Consider the following 18,902-nt stretch of genomic DNA (forward strand, 5'->3'; position numbering starts at 1 on the left):
TGGGCTCAGGCCGCCGTCAGCGTGGGGTAGTCCGTGTAGCCGGTTTCGCCGCCCACGTACATCAGATACGCGTCCCGGATGGAGTTGAGCGGGGCGCCGGTGCGCAGGCGGGTCACCAGGTCGGGGTTGGCCAGGAAGGTGCGGCCGAGGGCGATCAGGTCGGCTCCGGCGGCCAGCAGCCGCTCGGCCTGGCGCATGCCGCCGTCGGCGGGGACGCCATCGCCGGGCAGTGACGGGTTGGCGATCAGTGTGGCGGGCCAGGCGGCGCGGAGTTCCCGGAAGAGCGGGTGGTCCGGTTCGGCGCGGACGATGTGGAGGTAGGTGAGGCCGGTGTCCGCCAGTTCCTTGATGAGGGCGGGGTAGAGGGTCTCGGTGTCGCCCTCCCCGATGCCGTTGACGGTGGATCCGGGGGAGATGCGCAGGCCCACCCGCTCGGGGCCGATCGCGTCGGCGACGGCGTGGACCACCTCGGCCACGAACCGGATGCGCCCCGCCACCGAGCCGCCGTAGGCGTCGGTGCGGCGGTTGCTGTTCTGGGCCAGGAACTGGTGGAGGAGGTAGCCGTTGGCGGCGTGCACCTCCACTCCGGCGAAGCCCGCGTCGCGGGCGTTGCGCGCGGCGGCGGCGAAGTCGGCGACGGTGGAGCGGATCTCCTCGACCGTCATCTCGCGTGGTACGACGGCCTCTTGGTGGCCGCCGGGGGTGAAGATCGTCTCCGGGAGCGGGACCGGCGAGGGTGCCAGCGGCGTCAGCCCGCTGGTGTCCGGGTGGCCGACCCGGCCGCCGTGCTGCAGTTGGAGGAACATCCGGCCGCCCGCCGCGTGCACCGCGTCGGTCACCCGCCGCCATCCGGCCACCTGCGCCGCGCTGTGGATCGCGGCGATATCGGGGTAGGTCTGCCCCACCGCGTTGGGCGTGGCGGCCTCGGCGACGATCAGCCCGGCCGTGGCGCGCTGTGCGTAGTAGGTGGCCATGATCGGTTCGGGTACGCCGTCGGCGGCGGCGCGGTTGCGGGTCATCGGCGCCATCACCAGGCGGTTGGGGAGGTCGAGAGGGCCGAGGCGGGCGGGTTCGAAGAGGCTGGGTATCCGGAGTGTGTGCGTCATGCCGGTACGGTAGAACTTGACATCAGTGTCAGATTCAAGTCCTTTGAGTCACGTCCTCTGAGTCACGTCCCAGCCCGGCAGACGAGGTGAGCATGCGGATCGGCGAACTGGCTCGGCGCACCAGCGTGAGCGAGCGCTCCCTGCGCTATTACGAGAAGCAGGGTCTGATGACGGCCGAGCGTACGCCGGGCGGCCATCGCGATTACCCCGAGAACGCGGTGGACCGGGTCATCCGCATCCAGGAGCTCTTCGCCGCCGGGCTGTGCAGCGAGAAGATCGCCCAACTGCTGCCCTGCATGCGCGACTCGGACGGCGGCCCGTCGCGGGTGGCCAACGGGCAGCTGGTCTCCGACCTGACGGTGGAGCGGGAGCGCATCGACCGCATGATCGCGGACCTGCTCCGCTCCCGTGAGGTCCTGGACGAGGTGATCGAGGCGGCGTCGGTCCCGGCCGAGTAACCGGGCCCCTCAGCGCCCGCGCTCCACGTGTGGCACAGGTCACGGGAACCACCTCCGCCGTGCGGAGAGGCACGGGTGTGAGGTGTAAACAACATGAGTGATGGCCTGCGAGCGCGGGTACGGGCGGGTGACCGCGAGGCGTTCGCAGAGCTCTACGCGGAGTACGCGCGTGCGGTCTACAACCATGCCTATCGGCTGACCGGCGACTGGTCGGTGGCCGAGGAGGTGATGGGGGACACGTTCCTCGACGCCTGGCGTACCCGAGCGCAACTGGAGCCGGGCGACGGCACGCTGAAACCGTGGCTGCTGGGCGTGGCGACGAACAAGGCCCGCAACGCCAACCGCGGCATCGGCCGGCGCCTGGCCTTCCTGGCCCGCCGCCCGGCGCCCGCCCCGGTGGCGGACTTCGCCGACGAGACCGCCGGGCGGATCGACGACGCCCGTCGGCTCGCCGCCGTGCGCACGGTCTACGGCCGGCTGCGGCGCGGCGAGCAGGAGGTGCTGGCGCTGTGCGTGTGGTCCGGGCTGGACTACGCGCAGGCCGCCCAGGCGCTGGGGATTCCGGTGGGCACCGTGCGCTCGCGGCTGTCCCGGGCCCGCGCCCGGCTGCGCAAGCTCGCCGAGCAGCGGCTCGCGGAAGAAAGGACGGAACCGCCACACCGTCGCGGAGAGGTACAGCGTGAGGCCGCGTTCGCGGCCCTGCCCTATCAGGAGTTTCAGGAGGAACCCCGATGAACGCCGCTGGCTCCGGGCCCGACCGGGCCGAGCACGAGGAAGCGGAGCACGAGGAAGCGGAGCGCGAGGAACTGGCCCGGCTCCTTCCCGCCCCGGCCGAGCGGGACGTTCCTTCCGAGCCCTACCTCCACCACAAGGACCGTTTGATGCAGCACATCGATGACGACCAGAACCGCACCCCCGCCCCCGCCCGGAAGGCCCGGCCGCGGCTGCTGCGCCCCGCGCTGGTGATGCCCGCCGCGGCCCTGGCGCTGGCCGGAGCGCTGGCCGCCACCCTCACCGGAGGCGGAGGGTCCGGCGACAGCGCCGCCCAGCCCCGCGAGACCGCCACCGTCCTGCTCGACCGGATCGCCGGGACCGCGGCGAAGTCGGACGTCAAGCCGGTGCGGCAGGACCAGTTCGTCTACGTCAAGAGCGTCGGGGCCGGGGCCGAGATGAAGGAGAACGGCGCCTCCAAGCTGGAGCCGCGGGGCGAGCGCGAGGTCTGGAAGTCGCAGCAGGTGAAGCGGATCACCAAGACCGGCGAGATACACGATGACGAGGGCTACTCCTCGATGTACGAACTGGGAGGGTCTACGGCGGGCATCGACCGCCCCACGTACCAGTGGCTGGCGTCCCTGCCGACCGACCCGGACGTCCTGCTCAAGGAGCTGTACCGGATGACCGAGGCAGAGGACGGCCAGGAGAAGGCACAGGCCGTCTTCGACCAGATCGGTCGGTTGCTGGGCGATGTGATGCCGCCGGAGAACGCCGCCGCGCTGTACAAGGCCGCCGCGAAGATCCCCGGGGTGACGCGGAAGGAGGACGCGGTGGACGCGGCCGGCCGCCACGGGTTCGCCATCGCCCGCGTCGACAAGCGGACGTGGGTCGTGACCGAGTGGGTCTTCGACCGGGGCAGCCTCGCCTACCTCGGTGATCGCAGCTACCGGACGAAGGACTTCGCGGCGGGCAAGAAGGGTGACGTCCTGGAGGAGTACGCCATTCTGGAGCACGGCATCGTGGACGCGTACCGCGAGCGCCCGGGCTCGGCCACGAAGTGACACCCTGAGGCGGTATCCCGGGTGGTGGGGCGGACCCGTGCGGGCCCGCCCCACCACCCGGGTGCGTCCACGGCGACGGTACGGCACCGGCGCGCTGCCGCCGCCGGTACGCGCCCCGGCGGGCTCCCTCGGCCATCGCCGGGGCGCGGCCCCGGCGCGATGGGGCAACGGCGCGGCCGCGCCTCAGCGGACCGGGTGGCCCGACTCCCGCAGCGCGTCCTTCACCTGACCGATCCGCAGATCGCCGAAGTGGAAGACGGACGCCGCCAGCACCGCGTCGGCACCCGCGGCGACCGCCGGCGGGAAGTCGGCCAGCTTCCCGGCGCCGCCGCTGGCGATGACCGGGATGGACACCTGCTTGCGGACGGCCTCGATCATGGCCGTGTCATAGCCGTCCTTGGTGCCGTCCGCGTCCATGGAGTTCAGCAGGATCTCCCCCGCGCCCAGCTCCGCCGCGCGGTGGGCCCATTCGACGGCGTCGATGCCGGTGCCGCGGCGACCGCCGTGGGTGGTGACCTCGTAACCGGAGGAGGTCACCGTCCCTTCGGGACAGCGGCGGGCGTCGACCGAGAGGACGAGCACCTGGCTGCCGAAGCGCTGGGAGATCTCGCGGATGAGCTCGGGGCGGGCGATGGCGGCGGTGTTGACGCCAACCTTGTCCGCCCCGGCGCGCAGCAGCTTGTCGACGTCCTTCGGGGTACGGACGCCGCCGCCGACCGTCAGCGGGATGAAGACCTGCTCGGCGGTGCGGCGGACCACGTCGTAGGTGGTCTCGCGATCGCCGGAGGAGGCGGTGATGTCGAGGAAGGTCAGCTCGTCCGCGCCCTCCTCGCCGTAGACCTTGGCCATCTCGACCGGGTCGCCCGCGTCGCGCAGGTTCTGGAAGTTGACGCCCTTGACGACCCGGCCGTTGTCCACGTCCAGGCAGGGGATGACTCGGACCGCCAGGGTCATGTCTGTCGTGCTCCTCGGAATGCTTCCAGTTCGACTTCCACCAGGACGCGCGAGTCCACGAAGCCGGACACCACGACCAGCGTCGTGGTGGGGCGTACGGCGTCGAAAAGCTCCTTGTGGGCGCGGCCCACTTCGTCCACATCGCGGGCGTGGGTGAGGTACATACGGGTGCGGACCACCGATTCGACGCCCAGGTCGAACTTCTTCAGCGCGTCCAGCGCATGGCGGAAGGCGGCGAGCGTCTGTTCGTACGGATCCCCCTCGCCCTCCAGTACGCCGCGCTCCGCCAGCGGCATCGTCCCGGCGACGAGCACCAGGTCACCGACCTCGACGGCCCGGGCGAACCCGATGGTCTCCTCCCAGGGACTGTCGGTCTGGACCCGCCGCGCAGACTCGGGTGAGGTCATACGGATACCGCCTCCAACGCCTCTTCCAAGGTGAACGCCTTGGCGTAGAGTGCCTTGCCCACGATGGCGCCCTCGACACCTTCCGGTACCAGAGTCGCAAGGGCACGCAGGTCGTCGAGCGAGGAAACGCCGCCGGAGGCGACGACGGGCTTTTCGGTCGCGGCGCAGACATTGCGCAGCAGCTCCAGATTGGGGCCCTGGAGGGTGCCGTCCTTGGCGATGTCGGTGACGACATAGCGGGCACAGCCCTCGGAGTCGAGGCGGGCCAGCGTCTCGTACAGATCGCCGCCGTCCCGGGTCCAGCCACGGCCGCGCAGCGTGGTGCCACGCACATCGAGACCCACCGCGATGAGGTCGCCATGCTCGGCGATGACCTTGGCGACCCACTCCGGGGACTCCAGGGCGGCCGTGCCGAGATTCACCCGGGCGCAGCCGGTGGCCAGGGCGGCGGACAGCGAGGCGTCGTCGCGGATGCCGCCGGACAGCTCGACCCTGAGGTCCATGGCGCGGGCCACCTCGGCGATCTGCTCGCGGTTGTCCCCGGTGCCGAAGGCGGCGTCGAGGTCCACCAGGTGCAGCCATTCGGCGCCCGCCCGCTGCCAGGCCAGGGCGGCCTCCATCGGGTCACCGTACGACGTCTCGGAGCCGGACTCGCCGTGGACGAGGCGGACGGCCTGGCCGTCGCGGACATCGACGGCGGGGAGGAGTTCGAGGCGGTTCGAGCGCATGCGGACAACCTTCGGTGAGAGCGTGCGGGCGGTGCGGGTGGGAGGGCAGGTGCGGACCGGGGCCGGCGCGGGCCGGTCAGAGCGTGTCGAGCCAGTTGCGGAGCAGCCGCGCTCCGGCGTCACCCGACTTCTCGGGGTGGAACTGGGTGGCCCACAGCGGGCCGTTCTCCACGGCGGCGACAAACGGCTCGCCATGGGTGGCCCAGCTGACCTTGGGGGAGGGCATGTGGGGGTTGGTGACCTCGAGCTCCCAGGTGCGGACCGCGTAGGAGTGGACGAAGTAGTACCGCTCGCCCTCGTCCAGGCCCGCGAAGAGCTGTGAGTCCTCGGGCGCCTTGACCGTGTTCCAGCCCATGTGGGGGACGACGGGGGCGCGCAGCGGCTCGACCGTGCCGGGCCATTCGTCCAGGCCCTCGGCCTCGACGCCGTGCTCGATACCGCGCCCGAAGAGGATCTGCATGCCGACACAGATGCCCATGACCGGGCGGCCGCCGGACAGCCGGCGCCCCACGATCCAGTCGCCGCGCGCCTCACGCAGCCCGTTCATGCAGGCGGCGAAGGCACCGACGCCGGGCACGAGGAGGCCGTCGGCGGCCATGGCCTTGTCGTAGTCACGGGTGATCTCGACCTGCGCGCCGACATGGGCGAGGGCCCGCTCGGCGGAACGTACGTTGCCGAATCCGTAGTCGAAGACGACGACGCTCTTCGCGGTCGTGCTGTTCGTCAGGTCACTCAATTCCATACCTCAAGCCGCAGGATCCCGGCGAGCAGCGCCATCGTGGCACCGATCCCGAGCAGCGTGACGATGCTCTTGGAGATGCCCTGCTTGACGAAGGAGATGACCCCGCCGAGCAGAAACAGCCCCACGAGGATGAACACGGTCGACAAGCCGTTCAAGACGCTACCTCGTTCGCTTCTCCGCCCGCGCGGCGAAAGCGCGGGTCGCGTGTCATCTGCGGCCCGGCGGCCGCACGTGCGACGCTCGCCGCTACCTCGTTCGCTTCTCCGCCCGCGCGGCGAAAGCGCGGGTCGCGTGCCGTCTGCGGCCCGGCGGCCGCGCGTGCGACGCTCACAGGGCCCCCTTCGTGGAGGGGAGGATCCCGGCGGCACGGGGGTCGCGCTCGCTGGCGTAGCGCAGGGCCCGCGCCAGGGCCTTGAACTGGCACTCCACGATGTGGTGCGCGTTGCGCCCGTACGGGACGTGGACGTGCAGGGCGATCTGCGCCTGGGCCACGAAGGACTCCAGGATGTGCCGGGTCATCGTGGTGTCGTAGCTGCCGATCATCGGCGCGATGTTCTCCGGCTCGGTGTGCACCAGGTACGGGCGGCCGGAGAGGTCGACCGTCACCTGGGCCAGCGACTCGTCCAGCGGCACCGTGCAGTTGCCGAACCGGTAGATGCCCACCTTGTCGCCGAGCGCCTGCTTGAAGGCGGCGCCGAGCGCGAGGGCGGTGTCCTCGATGGTGTGGTGGGTGTCGATGTGCAGGTCGCCCTCGGTCTTGACCGTGAGGTCGAAGAGGCCGTGGCGGCCGAGCTGGTCGAGCATGTGGTCGTAGAAGCCGACACCTGTCGACACATCGACCTGGCCGGTGCCGTCGAGATCGATCTCGACGACGACCGAGGTCTCCTTGGTCGTGCGCTCCACACGTCCCACGCGGGTCATGCGCTCTTCTCCTTCATCAGCTCGCGTACCGCGTCGAGGAACGCGTCGTTCTCGGCCGGTGTGCCCGCGGTGACCCGCAGCCGGCCCGGTACGCCGTTGTCACGGACCAGGACGCCCCGGTCCAGCAGGCCCTGCCACGCCGCATGGGCGTCCTCGAAGCGGCCGAACTGGACGAAGTTGGCGTCGGAGTCGGTCACCTCGCACCCGAGGGTGCGCAGCTCGCTCACCAGCCGGTCGCGCTCGGCCTTCAGCGCCTCGACGTACCCCAGCAGCGTATCGGTGTGCTCCAGGGCGGCCAGCGCGGTGGCCTGGGTGACGGCGGACAGGTGGTACGGCAGGCGGACGAGCTGGACGGCATCGACGACCGCCGGATCGGCGGCGAGATAGCCGAGCCGCAGCCCGGCCGCGCCGAACGCCTTGGACATGGTGCGCGAGAGCACCAGCCGCTGCCGCCCCTCGATCAGTGGCAGCAGCGAGGGACGGTGGCTGAACTCCCCGTACGCCTCGTCCACGACGACGAGCGCCCCGGCGGCCTCCGCCCTGGCGGCCTGCGCCGCCTCGTAGAGCGCCAGCACCGTCTCGGCCGCGACGGCCGTCCCCGTCGGATTGTTCGGCGAGGTGATGAAGACGACATCGGGGCGGTGCTCGGCGATGGCCTTACGGGCGGCATCGACATCGATGGTGAAATCGTCGTTCCGGGGACCGGAAATCCAGCCCGTGCCGGTGCCGCGCGAGATCAGCGCGTGCATCGAGTACGAGGGCTCGAAGCCGATCGCGGTGCGCCCCGGCCCGCCGAAGGTCTGCAGAAGCTGCTGCAGCACCTCGTTGGACCCGTTGGCCGCCCACACCTGGGCGACACCGACCTCGAGACCGGCCGTACGGCTGAGGTAGCGGGCCAGCTCGGTGCGGAGCTCGACCGCGTCCCGGTCCGGGTAGCGGTTGAGGTTCCGGGCCGCCTCGGTGACCCGCTCGGCGATGCGGGCGACCAACGGCTCGGGCAGCGGATAGGGGTTCTCGTTGGTGTTCAGCCGTACGGGCACCTCGAGCTGCGGGGCGCCGTACGGGGATTTACCACGGAGCTCGTCCCGGATCGGGAGATCGTCAATGCCGGTCACTTGCTCGGTGGCACCTTCCAGTCGAACCTTGCCTTCACCGCGGCGCCGTGGGCGGGCAGATCCTCCGCCTCGGCCAGCGTCACCACATGGCCGGCGATCTCGGCCAGCGCCTCCCGGCTGTAGTCCACCACATGGATGCCGCGCAGGAACGACTGCACGGACAGCCCCGAGGAGTGGCAGGCGCAGCCGCCCGTGGGCAGCACATGGTTGGAGCCCGCCGCGTAGTCGCCCAGCGACACCGGCGCGAAGGCCCCGACGAAGATCGCCCCGGCGTTGCGCACCCGGGCCGCGACGGCGGCCGCGTCCTCGGTCTGGATCTCCAGGTGCTCGGCCGCGTACGCGTCCACGACGGCCAGGCCCTGCTCGAGGCCGTCGACCAGCACGATGCCGGACTGCCGCCCGGACAGCGCCGGACGGATCCGGTCCTCGACGTGCTTGGTGGCCCCCAGCTGGACGTCCAGCTCCTTCTCGACCGCGGCGGCCAGCTCCTCGGAGTCGGTGACCAGCACGGAGGCGGCCAGCGGGTCGTGCTCGGCCTGGCTGATCAGGTCCGCGGCGACGTGCACCGGGTCGGCGGTGGCGTCGGCGAGGACGGCGATCTCGGTCGGCCCGGCCTCGGCATCGATGCCGATCCGGCCCTTGAGCAGCCGCTTGGCCGCGGCCACAAAGATGTTGCCCGGCCCGGTCACCATCGAGACCGGGCGGCAGTCCTCGGTGCCGTAGGCGAACATGGCGACGGCCTGGGCGCCACCCGCCGCGTACACCTCGTCCACGCCCAGCAGCGCGCACGCCGCGAGGATCGTGGGGTGCGGCAGCCCGCCGAACTCCGCCTGCGGCGGGGAGGCGACGGCCATCGAGCCGACCCCGGCCTCCTGCGCGGGCACCACGTTCATCACCACGGAGGAGGGGTAGACCGAGCGCCCGCCCGGTACGTACAGCCCGACGCGCTCGACCGGCACCCAGCGCTCGGTGACCGTGCCGCCCGGCACCACCTGGGTGGTGTGGTCGGTGCGCCGCTGGTCCCGGTGGACCAGCCGGGCCCGCCGGACGGACTCCTCCAGGGCGGCGCGCACGGCCGGGTCCAGCTCCACCAGGGCGCGCTCCAGCGCCTCCGCGGGGACCCGCACCCGTTCTATGGCGACGCCGTCGAACCGATGGGCGTAGTCGATCAACGCAGCGGTACCGCGATGGCGCACGTCGTCGCAGATGGGCCGCACCTTCTCCAGGGCGGCCTCGACGTCGAGCTCGGCACGGGGCAGCAAGTCGCGGTCGATCCCGCCTTCCGGGAAGGCGGCACCGCGCAGATCGATACGGGAGATCACGCGATCAATTGTCTCAGACCCGCCACGACGCCCTCCCCCCGTATCAGTCAGTGATACGGACGCCCTAAGTTGACCCTGACCGTTGGCGTTCAACCGGTTACTCAGCGGGAATGTGCTCCGTACGGGGACACGGAGAATCAGGAGGGGACACGGCTGTGACCGAGCCGCACGATGGCGACCCACCCCCGGGCCTCGATCTGACCACCGCCGAATGGGGCATGTGGCAGGCGTTCCGCAATGGCAGCACCCATGATCTGCGCACCTCGCACCCCCAGCGGAACGACCCCGCCGGCCCGTATGCCTGGGGCCCGGAGCGCAGTGTCCGGGCGCGTGTCGTGGCCCTCCTGCTGCTGGACGGGCCGCCCGCGCAGCCGGGCCGGGTCGCCGCGCTCAAGCTCAACGGGGTGCACATCACCGGCACGCTCGACCTGGCCGGCGGGAACATCGATCCCTATGTGGAGCTGAAGAACTGCCGCTTCGAGCGGGAGGTGCTGCTCCCCGAGGCGCAGTTCACCACCCTGCGACTGGTGGGCTGCGCACTTCCCCGGCTGGAGGCGGCCCGGCTGCGCACCGAGGGGGATCTGCATCTGCCGCGCTGTGTGGTCGAACACGGGATCCGGCTCACCGACGCCCATATCGGCACGGATTTATTGCTCAACCAGCTCATCGTGCGCCGCGACCGCCGGGGCATGTCCATCAGCGCCGACGGGCTGACCGTCGCCCAGGACTTCCAGGCCGACATGATCGAGTCCTATGGCGAGCTGAGCCTGCGCGGGGCGCAGATCGGGGTGTCGCTCAGCCTGCGCGGCAGCCGGCTGCGCAACCCTTACGGCCGCCGCGCGCTCAACGCGCCGCAGCTCACCGTGGAGCGCAGCCTCTACCTCACCGCGGGCGGGGTGAGCACGTACTCCAGCGGCTCCACCCCGCCGTACGGCACCGCCTCCACCCCCACCCGGGGCACCCGGATCCAGCGCTTCGAATGCGAGGGCGGAATCCGGCTGGACGACGGGCGGATCGGCGACGCCATCGACTTCGACCAGGCCCGCTTCATCATGGAGAACGACCAGGAGCTGTCGCTGCGCCGGGTCCAGACGCCCGAGCTGCGCTTCCTCGGGGAGCGGCCGCAGCGCGGCCGGGTGATCCTCTCCGGCGCCCGGGTGGTCAATCTTGTCGACAAGTCGGTGAGCTGGCCGGGGCCGGGCGGGCTGACCATGGCCGGGTTCAGCTATGAGTGCCTGATTCCGCGCGGCCACTTCCCGCTGGCCCGGCGGCTGGAGTGGGTGGCCGCGGCAACCCCCGAGTACGCGCCCGAGCCGTACGAGATGCTGGCCAACACGATGCGGGCCAGCGGCGAGGACGCCGACGCGCGCGAGGTGCAGCTCGCCAAGCAGCGCCGCCGCCGGGAGACGCTGCCGGTCGCCGGGAAGGTGTGGGGCTATCTCCAGGACTGGACGGTGGCCTACGGGTACCGCCCGGGCCGGGCCGCGGTGTGGATGGCGGTGCTGTGGGCGGTCGGCTCGGTGTTCTTCGCCCACAACCGGCCGGAGGCCCTGAAGCCGGATGAATCCCCGAACTGGAACGCCTCGCTGTACACGCTCGACCTGCTGATCCCGGTGATCGATCTGGGCATGGACGGCTACTGGAGACCGGACGGCGCCGTCCAATGGGCGTCCATCGTGATGATCCTGCTGGGCTGGGTGCTGGCCACCGCGGTGGCCGCCGGTGCGTCCCGGCTGCTGCGGCGCCAGTGACCGGCTGCTGCGGCACCAGTGAAAGGAAACGCGCGGGGCCATTAGGCTTACGCCCCGTGACCTCCGCGCGCCTTCCGCTCTTCCCGCTGAACACGGTGCTGTTCCCGGGGCTCGTCATGCCCCTGAACGTCTTCGAGCAGCGGTACCGCTCCCTGATGCGCGATTTGTCGGCGCTTCCCGAGGACGCGCCGCGCCGGTTCGGGGTGATCGCCATCCGGGACGGCCATGAGGTCGCCCCGAGCGCGGTCGGCCTCCCGGACTCCGTCACGCGGCCGGACCCAGGCCCCACGGCCGGGTTCGGACCGGATCCCGCCAAGTCCTTCTACGCCGTGGGGTGCGTGGCGGACGCGGCCACCATCCGGGAGCAGGAGGACGGCACCTTCGAGGTGCTGGCCACCGGCACCACCCGCTTCGAGCTGGTCTCCGTGGACTCCTCCGGCCCCTATCTGACGGCCGAGGTCAAGGAGCTGGAGGAGGAGCAGGGCGAGGGTGCCGGGGCGCTGGCCTCGGGGGTGGTACGGGCCTTCCGCATGTACCAGAAGCGGCTCGCGGGCGCCCGTGAGCGGACCCTGGCGAACGAGCAGGACCTGCCGGGCGAACCGTCCGTGCTCTCCTACCTGGTGGCGGCCGCGGCCGTGCTCGACACGCCCGCGAAACAGCGGCTGCTGCAGGCGCCGGACACCGCGAGCCGGCTGGCCGACGAGCTGAAACTCCTTCGCGCCGAGAGCGCCGTCATCGGTAAGCTCCCGTCGCTCCCGGCCGCCGATCTGACCCGCGGTCCCACCAGCCCCAACTGACGCGGACGAACATGCCCAAGAAGACCAAGAAGATCTCGGCGGGCACCCCCGCCACCACCGCCCTCACCGCGGCGGGCACGGATTTCACCCTGCACTCCTACGAGCACGACCCGGCAGCCCCCTCCTACGGCGAGGAGGCCGCCCAGGCGCTCGGCGTCGAACCGGGCCGGGTCTTCAAGACCCTTGTCGCGAGCGTCGATGACCGCCTTACGGTCGCCATCGTGCCGGTCTCGGCCACGCTCGACCTCAAGGCGCTCGCCTCGGCGGTGGGCGGCAAGCGCGCCACGATGGCGGACCCCGCGGCGGCCGAGCGCACCACGGGCTATGTGCGGGGCGGGATCTCCCCGCTCGGTCAGCGCAAGCGCCTTCCCACGGCCCTGGACGAGTCGGCCACCGGCTACGAGACGATCTGTGTCTCGGCGGGCCGCCGCGGGCTGGAGGTCGAGCTGGCGCCGGGGGATCTGGCGTCGCTGACGGACGCGGTACTGGCGCCGATCGCCCGCGCGTAGCGCTCACAGCGCTCTTGCGGGGCCCCTGGCGCCCGGCTCGTGTGGAACGACACCCTCGCGCCCGACGCCCTCTCGTGCCGCCTGGTGCCCGCTCCGACTCCGGCGCCCCCCGTGGCCCGACGCCCGCTCGTGGCTCCGTGGCCGCCCAGGCGGCGGCCTGCGGGGTTGTCCGGCGGATCTTTCCCCTCCCCGCCCCTAGCCGCTTTGAGGCGGGGCCCAGCATGCTTAAGGCGGGCCCGAACCGCCTTAGCGCGCTTCCGGGCTCGCCACGTGCGGCAGCGCGGGCTCCGGGTCCCGGGGGCCGAACAGCCCCGTCAGCGCCAGATGGATCACCATCGCCGCCACCGACCACGCCAGCAGCGCACCCTTCGCGCCCAGCTTGAGCGGTCCGTCGAAGGTGACGCCCTTACCGGCCTCCTTGGCGTGGGCCACGACGTCCGAGGTGGGCCCCAGCCAGAGGCCCAGCCGCCAGGCGATCACCGAGGCGAGCACGCCACCGATCGCCAGGCCGATGACCAGCGCGATACCGCCGTGGCGGAAGAGCAGAAAGACGATGAGGGCCGAGATGGCCCCGAAGGCGAGCCCGAGCAGCGTGAACATACCGTCCGCGCCGATCGCGTCCTCCCCTTCCGAGTTCTTCAGATAGACGGCGGAGCCGTCCGAGACCAGGGGAACCTTCGGCGCCAGCCACAGCCACAACAGCCCCAAAAGCACCCCGGAGACCGCCACCGCGATGGCGACCAGCGACGCCTGCACCAGTTCGGCGCGCAACTCGGGCCCCGGCTCGGAGTACTCGGAGTGCTCCGATCCCTCCGGATGCCCGGAAGGGTGCTCGGGGTGCTCGGGGTGCTCCGGGTATCCGGAGGGATTCGGCACGGAGGAGTCCCCAGCAGGCTGCCCGTGGGCCGGGGGGCGGCCCTCGGCGGGGTCCTCGTGCGGCGGAGGCGGATCATGTGGCGTCAACGGTGCGGTCACCCCGTCATCGTGCCAGGCGGATGGCGTACTTCGGTCGGCGGGACGTTCGCTGCGGCGCGTCACCGCACGGCCGCCCGCCGATAGGCCCAGGTCGCGGCGGCGAGGGACACCACGGCCACCCCGGCGCACACCCCGAGGTCGGCACAGACCACCCACCAGTCGGGCTGCCCGTCGAAGGTCCGCGCCAGGGCCTCCACACCGTACGTCGACGGCAGCAGATCGCGCGCGTACGACACCACCTGCGGCATCCGGTCCGCGGGCAGCACCCCCAGCAGCAGCGCGGCGGACATCCCCAACTGCCCGCACAGCGTGGCGAGTTCCTGACGCGGGGCGAGCAGCCCCAGCACGGCGCCGAGTCCGGCGAGGGCGGCGCCGGAGAGGGGGATCACGGCGAGGAGGATCCACAGATGCGTCATGGGCAGTTGGAAGAGCACACTGCCCATGACCGCGGTGACGATGGTTCCGGGCACGGTGAAGGAGGCGTACGCGGCGGCCGCCCCGAGCACCACGGCCGAGGGCGGCACCGGCAGGGTCGCGTAGTGGTCGAGCCCGCCGCTGGCCCGGAGCTGGCCGAAGTACTGGGCGAGCAGGTTGAGCGCCACGAAGGCGACGACCAGCACGCTCGACCCGGCCACCACCGACCGCGCCTCGCTCCCGCCGTCCACCACCCCGCGCATCAGGATCATGATCCCGATGGACTGGAAGGTGGCCACGAAGAGCAGCGGTATCCGGGCCACCCGGGCCCGCGAGAGCTGGGCGCGGTAGACCGCGGCGAGCGCGGGGAAGAGCCGCGCCCGCGCCGCCAGCGGCGCGGGGATGTTCCCGGCCTCACCGGACGCCCCCGACGTACCGGAGGCACCGGACGAGGCACCGGGCGCACTGGGCAGCCCAGCGGAAGCACCGGACACACCAGGCACACCAGTGGTCCCGGACACACCGGACACGGCGGGCATGACACTCACGTTGCGCGGCTCCTCTTCGCCTCTACGGCTCTTACGGTCACGGTCACCGACGTGTTCACCGCCTCGGCGGTCACGCCTTCACCAGCCCCTCCGCGCCCTCCGCACGGCCGCCCAGGGCGATGTACACATCCTCCAGGCTCGGCGTGGCAAGGGTGAAATCGTCCAGCGCCGCGAAGGCGGGGCCACCGGTCACGGTGGCGATGGCGGCACGCGCCTCGTCCGGCGGGAGCCGGAGCGTCCAGCGCCGCCCGGAGACGCCGTCGGCGGCCCGGGCCGCCTCGGCGGCGCTCCGCAGGGCGGCGACCTCGGGCACGTCCAGCGGCGGCTCGGTGCGCCATACCAGCTCCAGCCGCACCTCGTCGGCGACCAGCGCCTTCAGCCCGGCGGGCGTGTCGCAGGCGATGACCTTGCCGCGGTCCAGCACGGCGACCCGGTCCAGAACCGTTTCCGCCTCGATCACGTTGTGGGTGACCAGCGCCACTGTCACGCCCCGCTCGGCCCGCCGCCGGTCCACGGCCGCCCATACGGCGCGCCGGGCGACGGGGTCCATTCCGCTGGTGGGCTCGTCCAGCACCAGCAACGGCCGCTCCCCCACCAGCGCCGCGGCGACGCAGGCCAGCCGCCGCTGGCCGCCGGAGAGCTTCTTCAGGGGGCGCCCGGCGATCTCCCCGAGCCCCAGCTCCTCGATCACCGCGTCCCGCTCGGCACGGGCCGCGCGGGCCTCCAGCCCGCGCAGCCGCGCGGTGGTCTCGGCGGCGAGGGCGACGGTCAGCTCGTCCAGCGCGGTCGAGTCCTGGCCGAGGTAGCACAGCAGCCGGGCGGCGCGCTCGGGGTGGCGTACGAGATCGTGGCCGAGCACCCGCACACTGCCCTCGTCGGGCCGCAGCAGGCCGGTGAGCTGCCGTACGAGGGTGGATTTGCCGGCGCCGTTGGGCCCGAGCAGCCCGAAGACCTCGCCGCGCACCACATCGAGGTCGATGCCGTCGCTGGCCCGGACGGCGGGCGTGGCGGGGGCACCGCGGCGGCCGCGCGTCGCGGGATAGGTCTTGACCAGGCCGCGCACGGTGCACACCACATCGCCACTCGTCGCCTGTTTCGCGCCCGTCCTCACGAGCTATGAGGGTACGCGCCCAAACACCCGCTCCCGTCCTCGGGGCCCTCGGGGACGGATCGGAGGATCACAGGACGAGGAGGGTCGGCGGCCCGGCCGTGTCGGTGCCACCGGGGGTCGTGACGGAGCCGCATATCGCTGGGGAAGGGGAGCGGCCCGCCGCGGGCGTCAAGATCTGCCGGATATCCCCTAGTGTCCTGCGCCGGAGATCCGTCGGCAGAATTGGGCGAGGGATTCGAGGATCTCCTCGGCGGTCTTGGTCCAGATGAACGGCTTGGGGTCTGCGTTCCAGTCCTTGACCCAGGTGCGGATGTCGGCTTCAAGGGTCTGGACGTTCTTGTGTGCGCCGCGGCGGATCTTCTGGTCGGCCAGGAAGCCGAACCACCGCTCGACCTGGTTGATCCAGGAGGAGCCCGTCGGGGTGAAGTGCATGTGGAAGCGGGGGTGTTTGGCCAGCCACGTCCTGATCGCTGGGGTCTTGTGGGTGCCGTAGTTGTCACAGATCAGATGGACCTGGAGATGCGCGGGCACCTCCTTGTCGATCCTGATCAGGAACTTCTTGAATTCCGCTGCCCGGTGCCGACGGTGCAGAGCACTGATGACCTCGCCGGTGGCGACGTCGAACGCGGCGAACAAGGTGGTCAGGCCGTTGCGCACGTAATCATGGGTCCGGCGCTCGGGCATGCCCGGCATTATCGGCAGCACCGGCTGGGACCGGTCCAGAGCCTGGATCTGCGATTTCTCATCCACCGACAGCACCATGGCGCCCTCGGGCGGGTTGAAGTACAGGCCGACGACGTCGTAGACCTTCTCCACGAACAACGGGTCCGTCGACAGCTTGAAGGTGTCTGTCTGGTGCGGCTTGAGCTGGAACTTCCGCCAGATCCGGCCAACGGTCGACTTCGACAGGCCACTGTGCTCGGCCATCGACCTACGGGACCAGTGGGTGGCGTTCTTCGGGATCTCCTCCAGCGTGGTGACCACGACCGCCTCCACCTGATCGATGCTGATGGTGGGCGGCCGGCCCGGCCGCGGCTCGTCGGCCAGGCCATCCAGCCGCTCAGCGAGGAACCGGCGCCGCCACTTGCGGACCGTGTCCGCACTCACCCGCAGATCCCGAGCAACCGCCACAATCGGCGGCACCTCCGGCCCCGCACACGCCAGCACAATCCGCGCGCGCAGGGCCAGAGCCTGGGCCGATGTCGCCCGACGCGTCCACCGCTCCAACACCGCCCGCTCCTCATCACAGAGCAGCAACGGCTCCAGCTTCGGGCCCCGACGAGGAACTGATGCACCAGCAGCAGAAGTCACACCACTACTAACGATCAACTACCGGCGCAGGACACTAGCCGCCCGTCTGGGCGTGCTCCGCGGCCGAGCGGAGGTCGATTTCGCGCCAGAAGCCCGCCCGGATCGCATAGCGGTCGTGCTCGTCGATCTGGTCGTCCTTGTGGGCCAGCAGCCCGAAGCGGGCCGCGTAGCGCAGCAGTTCACCGTCGATGCGGTGCGGGATGCGGGGGTACTCCGTGGAGATCTGGCGCAACGGACCCGGCTCGGCGAGCCGGTCGGTCCAGCGGCGGGCGAAGACCTGGCCGACCTCGAAGGGGTCGCCGCTGACGGCCGTGATGTCCTCCTCGCGGTCGGCCCAGCGCTGCTCGGCGCTGGTGAGCTGGGCCAGCATGGGCAGGTTCGCGGTCTCCGGCGGCTCCCCCACGGCGCCGGGGCCCCGGTCGACCCAGCCCTTGTCGGAGGACCAGCGCAGGGTGGCGCCGGCGGCCTGCTGCCGCTCCGGCTGGCCGCCGGGCGCGACGGCGCCGCGGCCCAGGTCGGCGAGGTCCTTGGGGGTGGGCACCCCCTTGCCGGCGCCCGCCGCCGCGACGTCCGTGCCCGCCTCGGGGCCCGGGGCGGCGGGACGGCCGGGGGCAGCGGCCGGGCCGGTCACGTCGGCGCCGGGCCGGGCGGCGCCGTTACGGCCGCCGGGTGCCTCCGCCGGGCCGGGCGACCCGCTCGCGGCCGCGGCGGCGGCCGTCTCCGGCAGCGGGGCGGAGAGAATGGCCGCGATCTCCGGGCGGGGCTCGGAGACGGGCGCACAGGGCCCGGGAAGCTCCTTGGCGCGCACCGCCCGGGTGATCCAGGCGCGGTCGAGGACGCGCCGCTCATCGGCCTCGGCGACGAGGTCCTCGGACTGGTTGTAGTCGCCGTCGGCGGCCTGGACCGCCCAGAGGTGGACGGCGACGCCGTGCTCCTTGGCCGACATCAGCCCGGGCAGCAGGTCCCCGTCGCCGGTGACGAGGACGATGTCGGCGCAGGCCCGGTTGCGCGCGAGCTCGGTGAGCTCGGCGTGCATGGCGGCATCCACGCCCTTCTGGGCCCAGCGGCCGTCACTGCGGGTGAGAGCGCCGAGCCGTACGGTCACCCGGGGCATCACGCGCAGCCGCCGGTGCTCGGGCTGGGGCACCCGGTCGGGGGCGCCGTCGAACCAGTAGATCCGCAGCAGCGGACACTCGGTCTCGGCCTCGGCCCGCTCCCGCAGGCCCTGGATGAGGGTCGCGTGGTCGACGGAGATGCGCGATCGGGCGGGCTCCCCGGCCAGCAGGCTCGCGGCGGCGCCCAGCAGATACCCGGCGTCCACCAGGACGACGCAGCGGTCCACGTTCCACCCTCTTTCCTGACGGTCCAGTCCTCGGTCGCCCCCCGCGCACAGCCGTGCCCCCGGATGTGGTTTTCGGCTTTCCTTCGAGTCTGCCCGACCGTGCGGGGGTTATCAGTCCGAACTGGATCACCGGCGTGGCGGATACGGCTTACCCGCCAATACCCTCCTTCTCACTCACCGTAATTGCCCGAAATGCACGGGTCACCGTGGCATGTCACTGTTTCTTCCCGAAGGGCTTCGCCCGGGAGGGCCCTTCGCCAGGGGGCTGATCCCAACCGGAGGAACACCACCATGGGCAAGAACAAGAACCGCGATCGCAAGCAGCAGCAGGAACAGCGTCAGGAGCGCGGCACGGCCGACCGCTCCGCCGAGCAGCAGCCGTCGATGGACGGGCAGTCGCAGGCGATGCGGCCGGAGGGCAGCCCCTCGACGGCGCGCAAGGGCCGGCAGAAGAGCTTCGGCCACAACTGACGCACCGCGCACCGGCGCTGGGCCACCGCGGTGGCAGGCCGCGTGACCGTGGCCCCCAGGGGCGCGCCCGATGCGGGCGCGCCCCTGGTGCGCTCTCGTCCCCGCCCTTGCCCTCGTCAACGTCGAGGGCGCGTCAGCGGGGCCG

At 71.8% G+C, this 18,902-nt stretch carries 21 protein-coding genes; 7 read left to right on the top strand and 14 right to left on the bottom strand.

Annotation, left to right across the window (positions count from 1 at the left end; all coding sequences use genetic code 11):
- Positions 1–5 precede the first annotated feature (5 nt).
- Positions 6–1,106 carry an alkene reductase gene (locus tag CGL27_RS14285; protein ID WP_119987069.1) on the bottom strand — a complete coding sequence of 367 codons (1,101 nt, stop codon included), beginning with the start codon at positions 1,104–1,106 and terminating at the stop codon, positions 6–8.
- 92 nt (positions 1,107–1,198) lie between these two features.
- Between CGL27_RS14285 and CGL27_RS14290 the strand changes: the two genes are divergently transcribed.
- The 3 genes from CGL27_RS14290 (at position 1,199) to CGL27_RS14300 (ending at position 3,339) form a co-directional block, all read left to right on the top strand.
- Positions 1,199–1,564, top strand: coding sequence for a MerR family transcriptional regulator (locus CGL27_RS14290; RefSeq protein ID WP_078640892.1), 366 nt, complete (start codon positions 1,199–1,201; stop codon positions 1,562–1,564).
- A gap of 93 nt (positions 1,565–1,657) precedes the next feature.
- Positions 1,658–2,299: an RNA polymerase sigma factor gene (locus CGL27_RS14295; RefSeq protein WP_119987071.1), complete on the top strand. Its 642-nt coding sequence runs from the start codon at positions 1,658–1,660 to the stop codon at positions 2,297–2,299.
- The gene (locus CGL27_RS14300) at positions 2,296–3,339 is read left to right on the top strand and encodes a CU044_5270 family protein (RefSeq protein ID WP_119987074.1); all 1,044 of its coding nucleotides are present in this window, start codon (positions 2,296–2,298) and stop codon (positions 3,337–3,339) included. The genes CGL27_RS14295 and CGL27_RS14300 overlap by 4 nt, the downstream gene beginning before the upstream one ends.
- Positions 3,340–3,522: 183 nt before the next feature.
- Here the strand turns inward: CGL27_RS14300 and hisF are convergent, their stop codons facing one another.
- The 8 genes from hisF to hisD all read right to left on the bottom strand — a co-directional run bounded on the left by hisF (position 3,523) and on the right by hisD (position 9,528).
- Positions 3,523–4,293, bottom strand: a complete 771-nt coding sequence (hisF, locus tag CGL27_RS14305; protein ID WP_119987076.1) for an imidazole glycerol phosphate synthase subunit HisF — start codon at positions 4,291–4,293, stop codon at positions 3,523–3,525.
- The gene (locus CGL27_RS14310) at positions 4,290–4,700 is read right to left on the bottom strand and encodes a RidA family protein (protein WP_078640896.1); all 411 of its coding nucleotides are present in this window, start codon (positions 4,698–4,700) and stop codon (positions 4,290–4,292) included. The genes hisF and CGL27_RS14310 overlap by 4 nt, the downstream gene beginning before the upstream one ends.
- Positions 4,697–5,428 (bottom strand): bifunctional 1-(5-phosphoribosyl)-5-((5-phosphoribosylamino)methylideneamino)imidazole-4-carboxamide isomerase/phosphoribosylanthranilate isomerase PriA, encoded by a 732-nt coding sequence (gene priA / locus CGL27_RS14315; RefSeq protein WP_078640897.1) that lies wholly within the window; start codon positions 5,426–5,428, stop codon positions 4,697–4,699. Before priA ends, CGL27_RS14310 begins: the two co-directional genes overlap by 4 nt.
- Before the next feature lie 76 nt (positions 5,429–5,504).
- Positions 5,505–6,170 (bottom strand): imidazole glycerol phosphate synthase subunit HisH, encoded by a 666-nt coding sequence (gene hisH / locus CGL27_RS14320; protein WP_119987079.1) that lies wholly within the window; start codon positions 6,168–6,170, stop codon positions 5,505–5,507.
- Positions 6,161–6,325, bottom strand: a complete 165-nt coding sequence (locus CGL27_RS50025) for a hypothetical protein (protein ID WP_162952980.1) — start codon at positions 6,323–6,325, stop codon at positions 6,161–6,163. Before CGL27_RS50025 ends, hisH begins: the two co-directional genes overlap by 10 nt.
- 172 nt (positions 6,326–6,497) lie before the next feature.
- Positions 6,498–7,091 carry an imidazoleglycerol-phosphate dehydratase HisB gene (hisB, locus tag CGL27_RS14325; RefSeq protein WP_078640899.1) on the bottom strand — a complete coding sequence of 198 codons (594 nt, stop codon included), beginning with the start codon at positions 7,089–7,091 and terminating at the stop codon, positions 6,498–6,500.
- A complete protein-coding gene (locus CGL27_RS14330; RefSeq protein WP_078640900.1) occupies positions 7,088–8,206 on the bottom strand; it encodes a histidinol-phosphate transaminase in 1,119 nt (372 codons plus the stop codon). Before CGL27_RS14330 ends, hisB begins: the two co-directional genes overlap by 4 nt.
- On the bottom strand, positions 8,203–9,528 hold the full coding sequence (gene hisD / locus CGL27_RS14335; RefSeq protein ID WP_078640901.1) for a histidinol dehydrogenase: 1,326 nt from the start codon (positions 9,526–9,528) through the stop codon (positions 8,203–8,205). The genes CGL27_RS14330 and hisD overlap by 4 nt, the downstream gene beginning before the upstream one ends.
- A 155-nt stretch (positions 9,529–9,683) precedes the next feature.
- Here hisD and CGL27_RS14340 point away from each other — a divergent pair, with 155 nt between their 5' ends.
- From CGL27_RS14340 to ybaK, 3 genes are read left to right on the top strand one after another with little or no spacing between them, the layout of a single operon-like run.
- A complete protein-coding gene (locus tag CGL27_RS14340) occupies positions 9,684–11,279 on the top strand; it encodes an oxidoreductase (RefSeq protein ID WP_078640902.1) in 1,596 nt (531 codons plus the stop codon).
- 56 nt (positions 11,280–11,335) lie between these two features.
- The gene (locus tag CGL27_RS14345) at positions 11,336–12,076 is read left to right on the top strand and encodes an LON peptidase substrate-binding domain-containing protein (protein WP_078640903.1); all 741 of its coding nucleotides are present in this window, start codon (positions 11,336–11,338) and stop codon (positions 12,074–12,076) included.
- A gap of 11 nt (positions 12,077–12,087) precedes the next feature.
- Positions 12,088–12,585 carry a Cys-tRNA(Pro) deacylase gene (gene ybaK, locus CGL27_RS14350; protein ID WP_078640904.1) on the top strand — a complete coding sequence of 166 codons (498 nt, stop codon included), beginning with the start codon at positions 12,088–12,090 and terminating at the stop codon, positions 12,583–12,585.
- A gap of 246 nt (positions 12,586–12,831) precedes the next feature.
- On the opposite strand, the gene CGL27_RS14355 is transcribed toward ybaK, so the two are convergent.
- The 5 genes from CGL27_RS14355 to CGL27_RS14375 all read right to left on the bottom strand — a co-directional run bounded on the left by CGL27_RS14355 (position 12,832) and on the right by CGL27_RS14375 (position 18,286).
- Positions 12,832–13,560: an ABC transporter permease gene (locus tag CGL27_RS14355; RefSeq protein WP_205587690.1), complete on the bottom strand. Its 729-nt coding sequence runs from the start codon at positions 13,558–13,560 to the stop codon at positions 12,832–12,834.
- 59 nt (positions 13,561–13,619) lie between these two features.
- Positions 13,620–14,513, bottom strand: a complete 894-nt coding sequence (locus tag CGL27_RS14360) for an ABC transporter permease (protein ID WP_119994385.1) — start codon at positions 14,511–14,513, stop codon at positions 13,620–13,622.
- A gap of 79 nt (positions 14,514–14,592) precedes the next feature.
- Positions 14,593–15,633 carry an ABC transporter ATP-binding protein gene (locus tag CGL27_RS14365; RefSeq protein ID WP_119987081.1) on the bottom strand — a complete coding sequence of 347 codons (1,041 nt, stop codon included), beginning with the start codon at positions 15,631–15,633 and terminating at the stop codon, positions 14,593–14,595.
- A gap of 189 nt (positions 15,634–15,822) precedes the next feature.
- Entirely contained in the window at positions 15,823–16,899 is a 1,077-nt protein-coding gene (locus CGL27_RS14370) for an IS630 family transposase (RefSeq protein ID WP_162953290.1), read from the bottom strand.
- A gap of 79 nt (positions 16,900–16,978) precedes the next feature.
- The gene (locus CGL27_RS14375; RefSeq protein ID WP_119987086.1) at positions 16,979–18,286 is read right to left on the bottom strand and encodes an NYN domain-containing protein; all 1,308 of its coding nucleotides are present in this window, start codon (positions 18,284–18,286) and stop codon (positions 16,979–16,981) included.
- A gap of 291 nt (positions 18,287–18,577) precedes the next feature.
- Here CGL27_RS14375 and CGL27_RS14380 point away from each other — a divergent pair, with 291 nt between their 5' ends.
- Positions 18,578–18,757, top strand: coding sequence for a hypothetical protein (locus CGL27_RS14380; protein WP_078640907.1), 180 nt, complete (start codon positions 18,578–18,580; stop codon positions 18,755–18,757).
- Positions 18,758–18,902: the final 145 nt, after the last annotated feature.

Source organism: Streptomyces sp. 11-1-2, assembly GCF_003595545.1.
Classification (GTDB): Bacteria; Actinomycetota; Actinomycetes; order Streptomycetales; family Streptomycetaceae; genus Streptomyces; species Streptomyces hygroscopicus_B.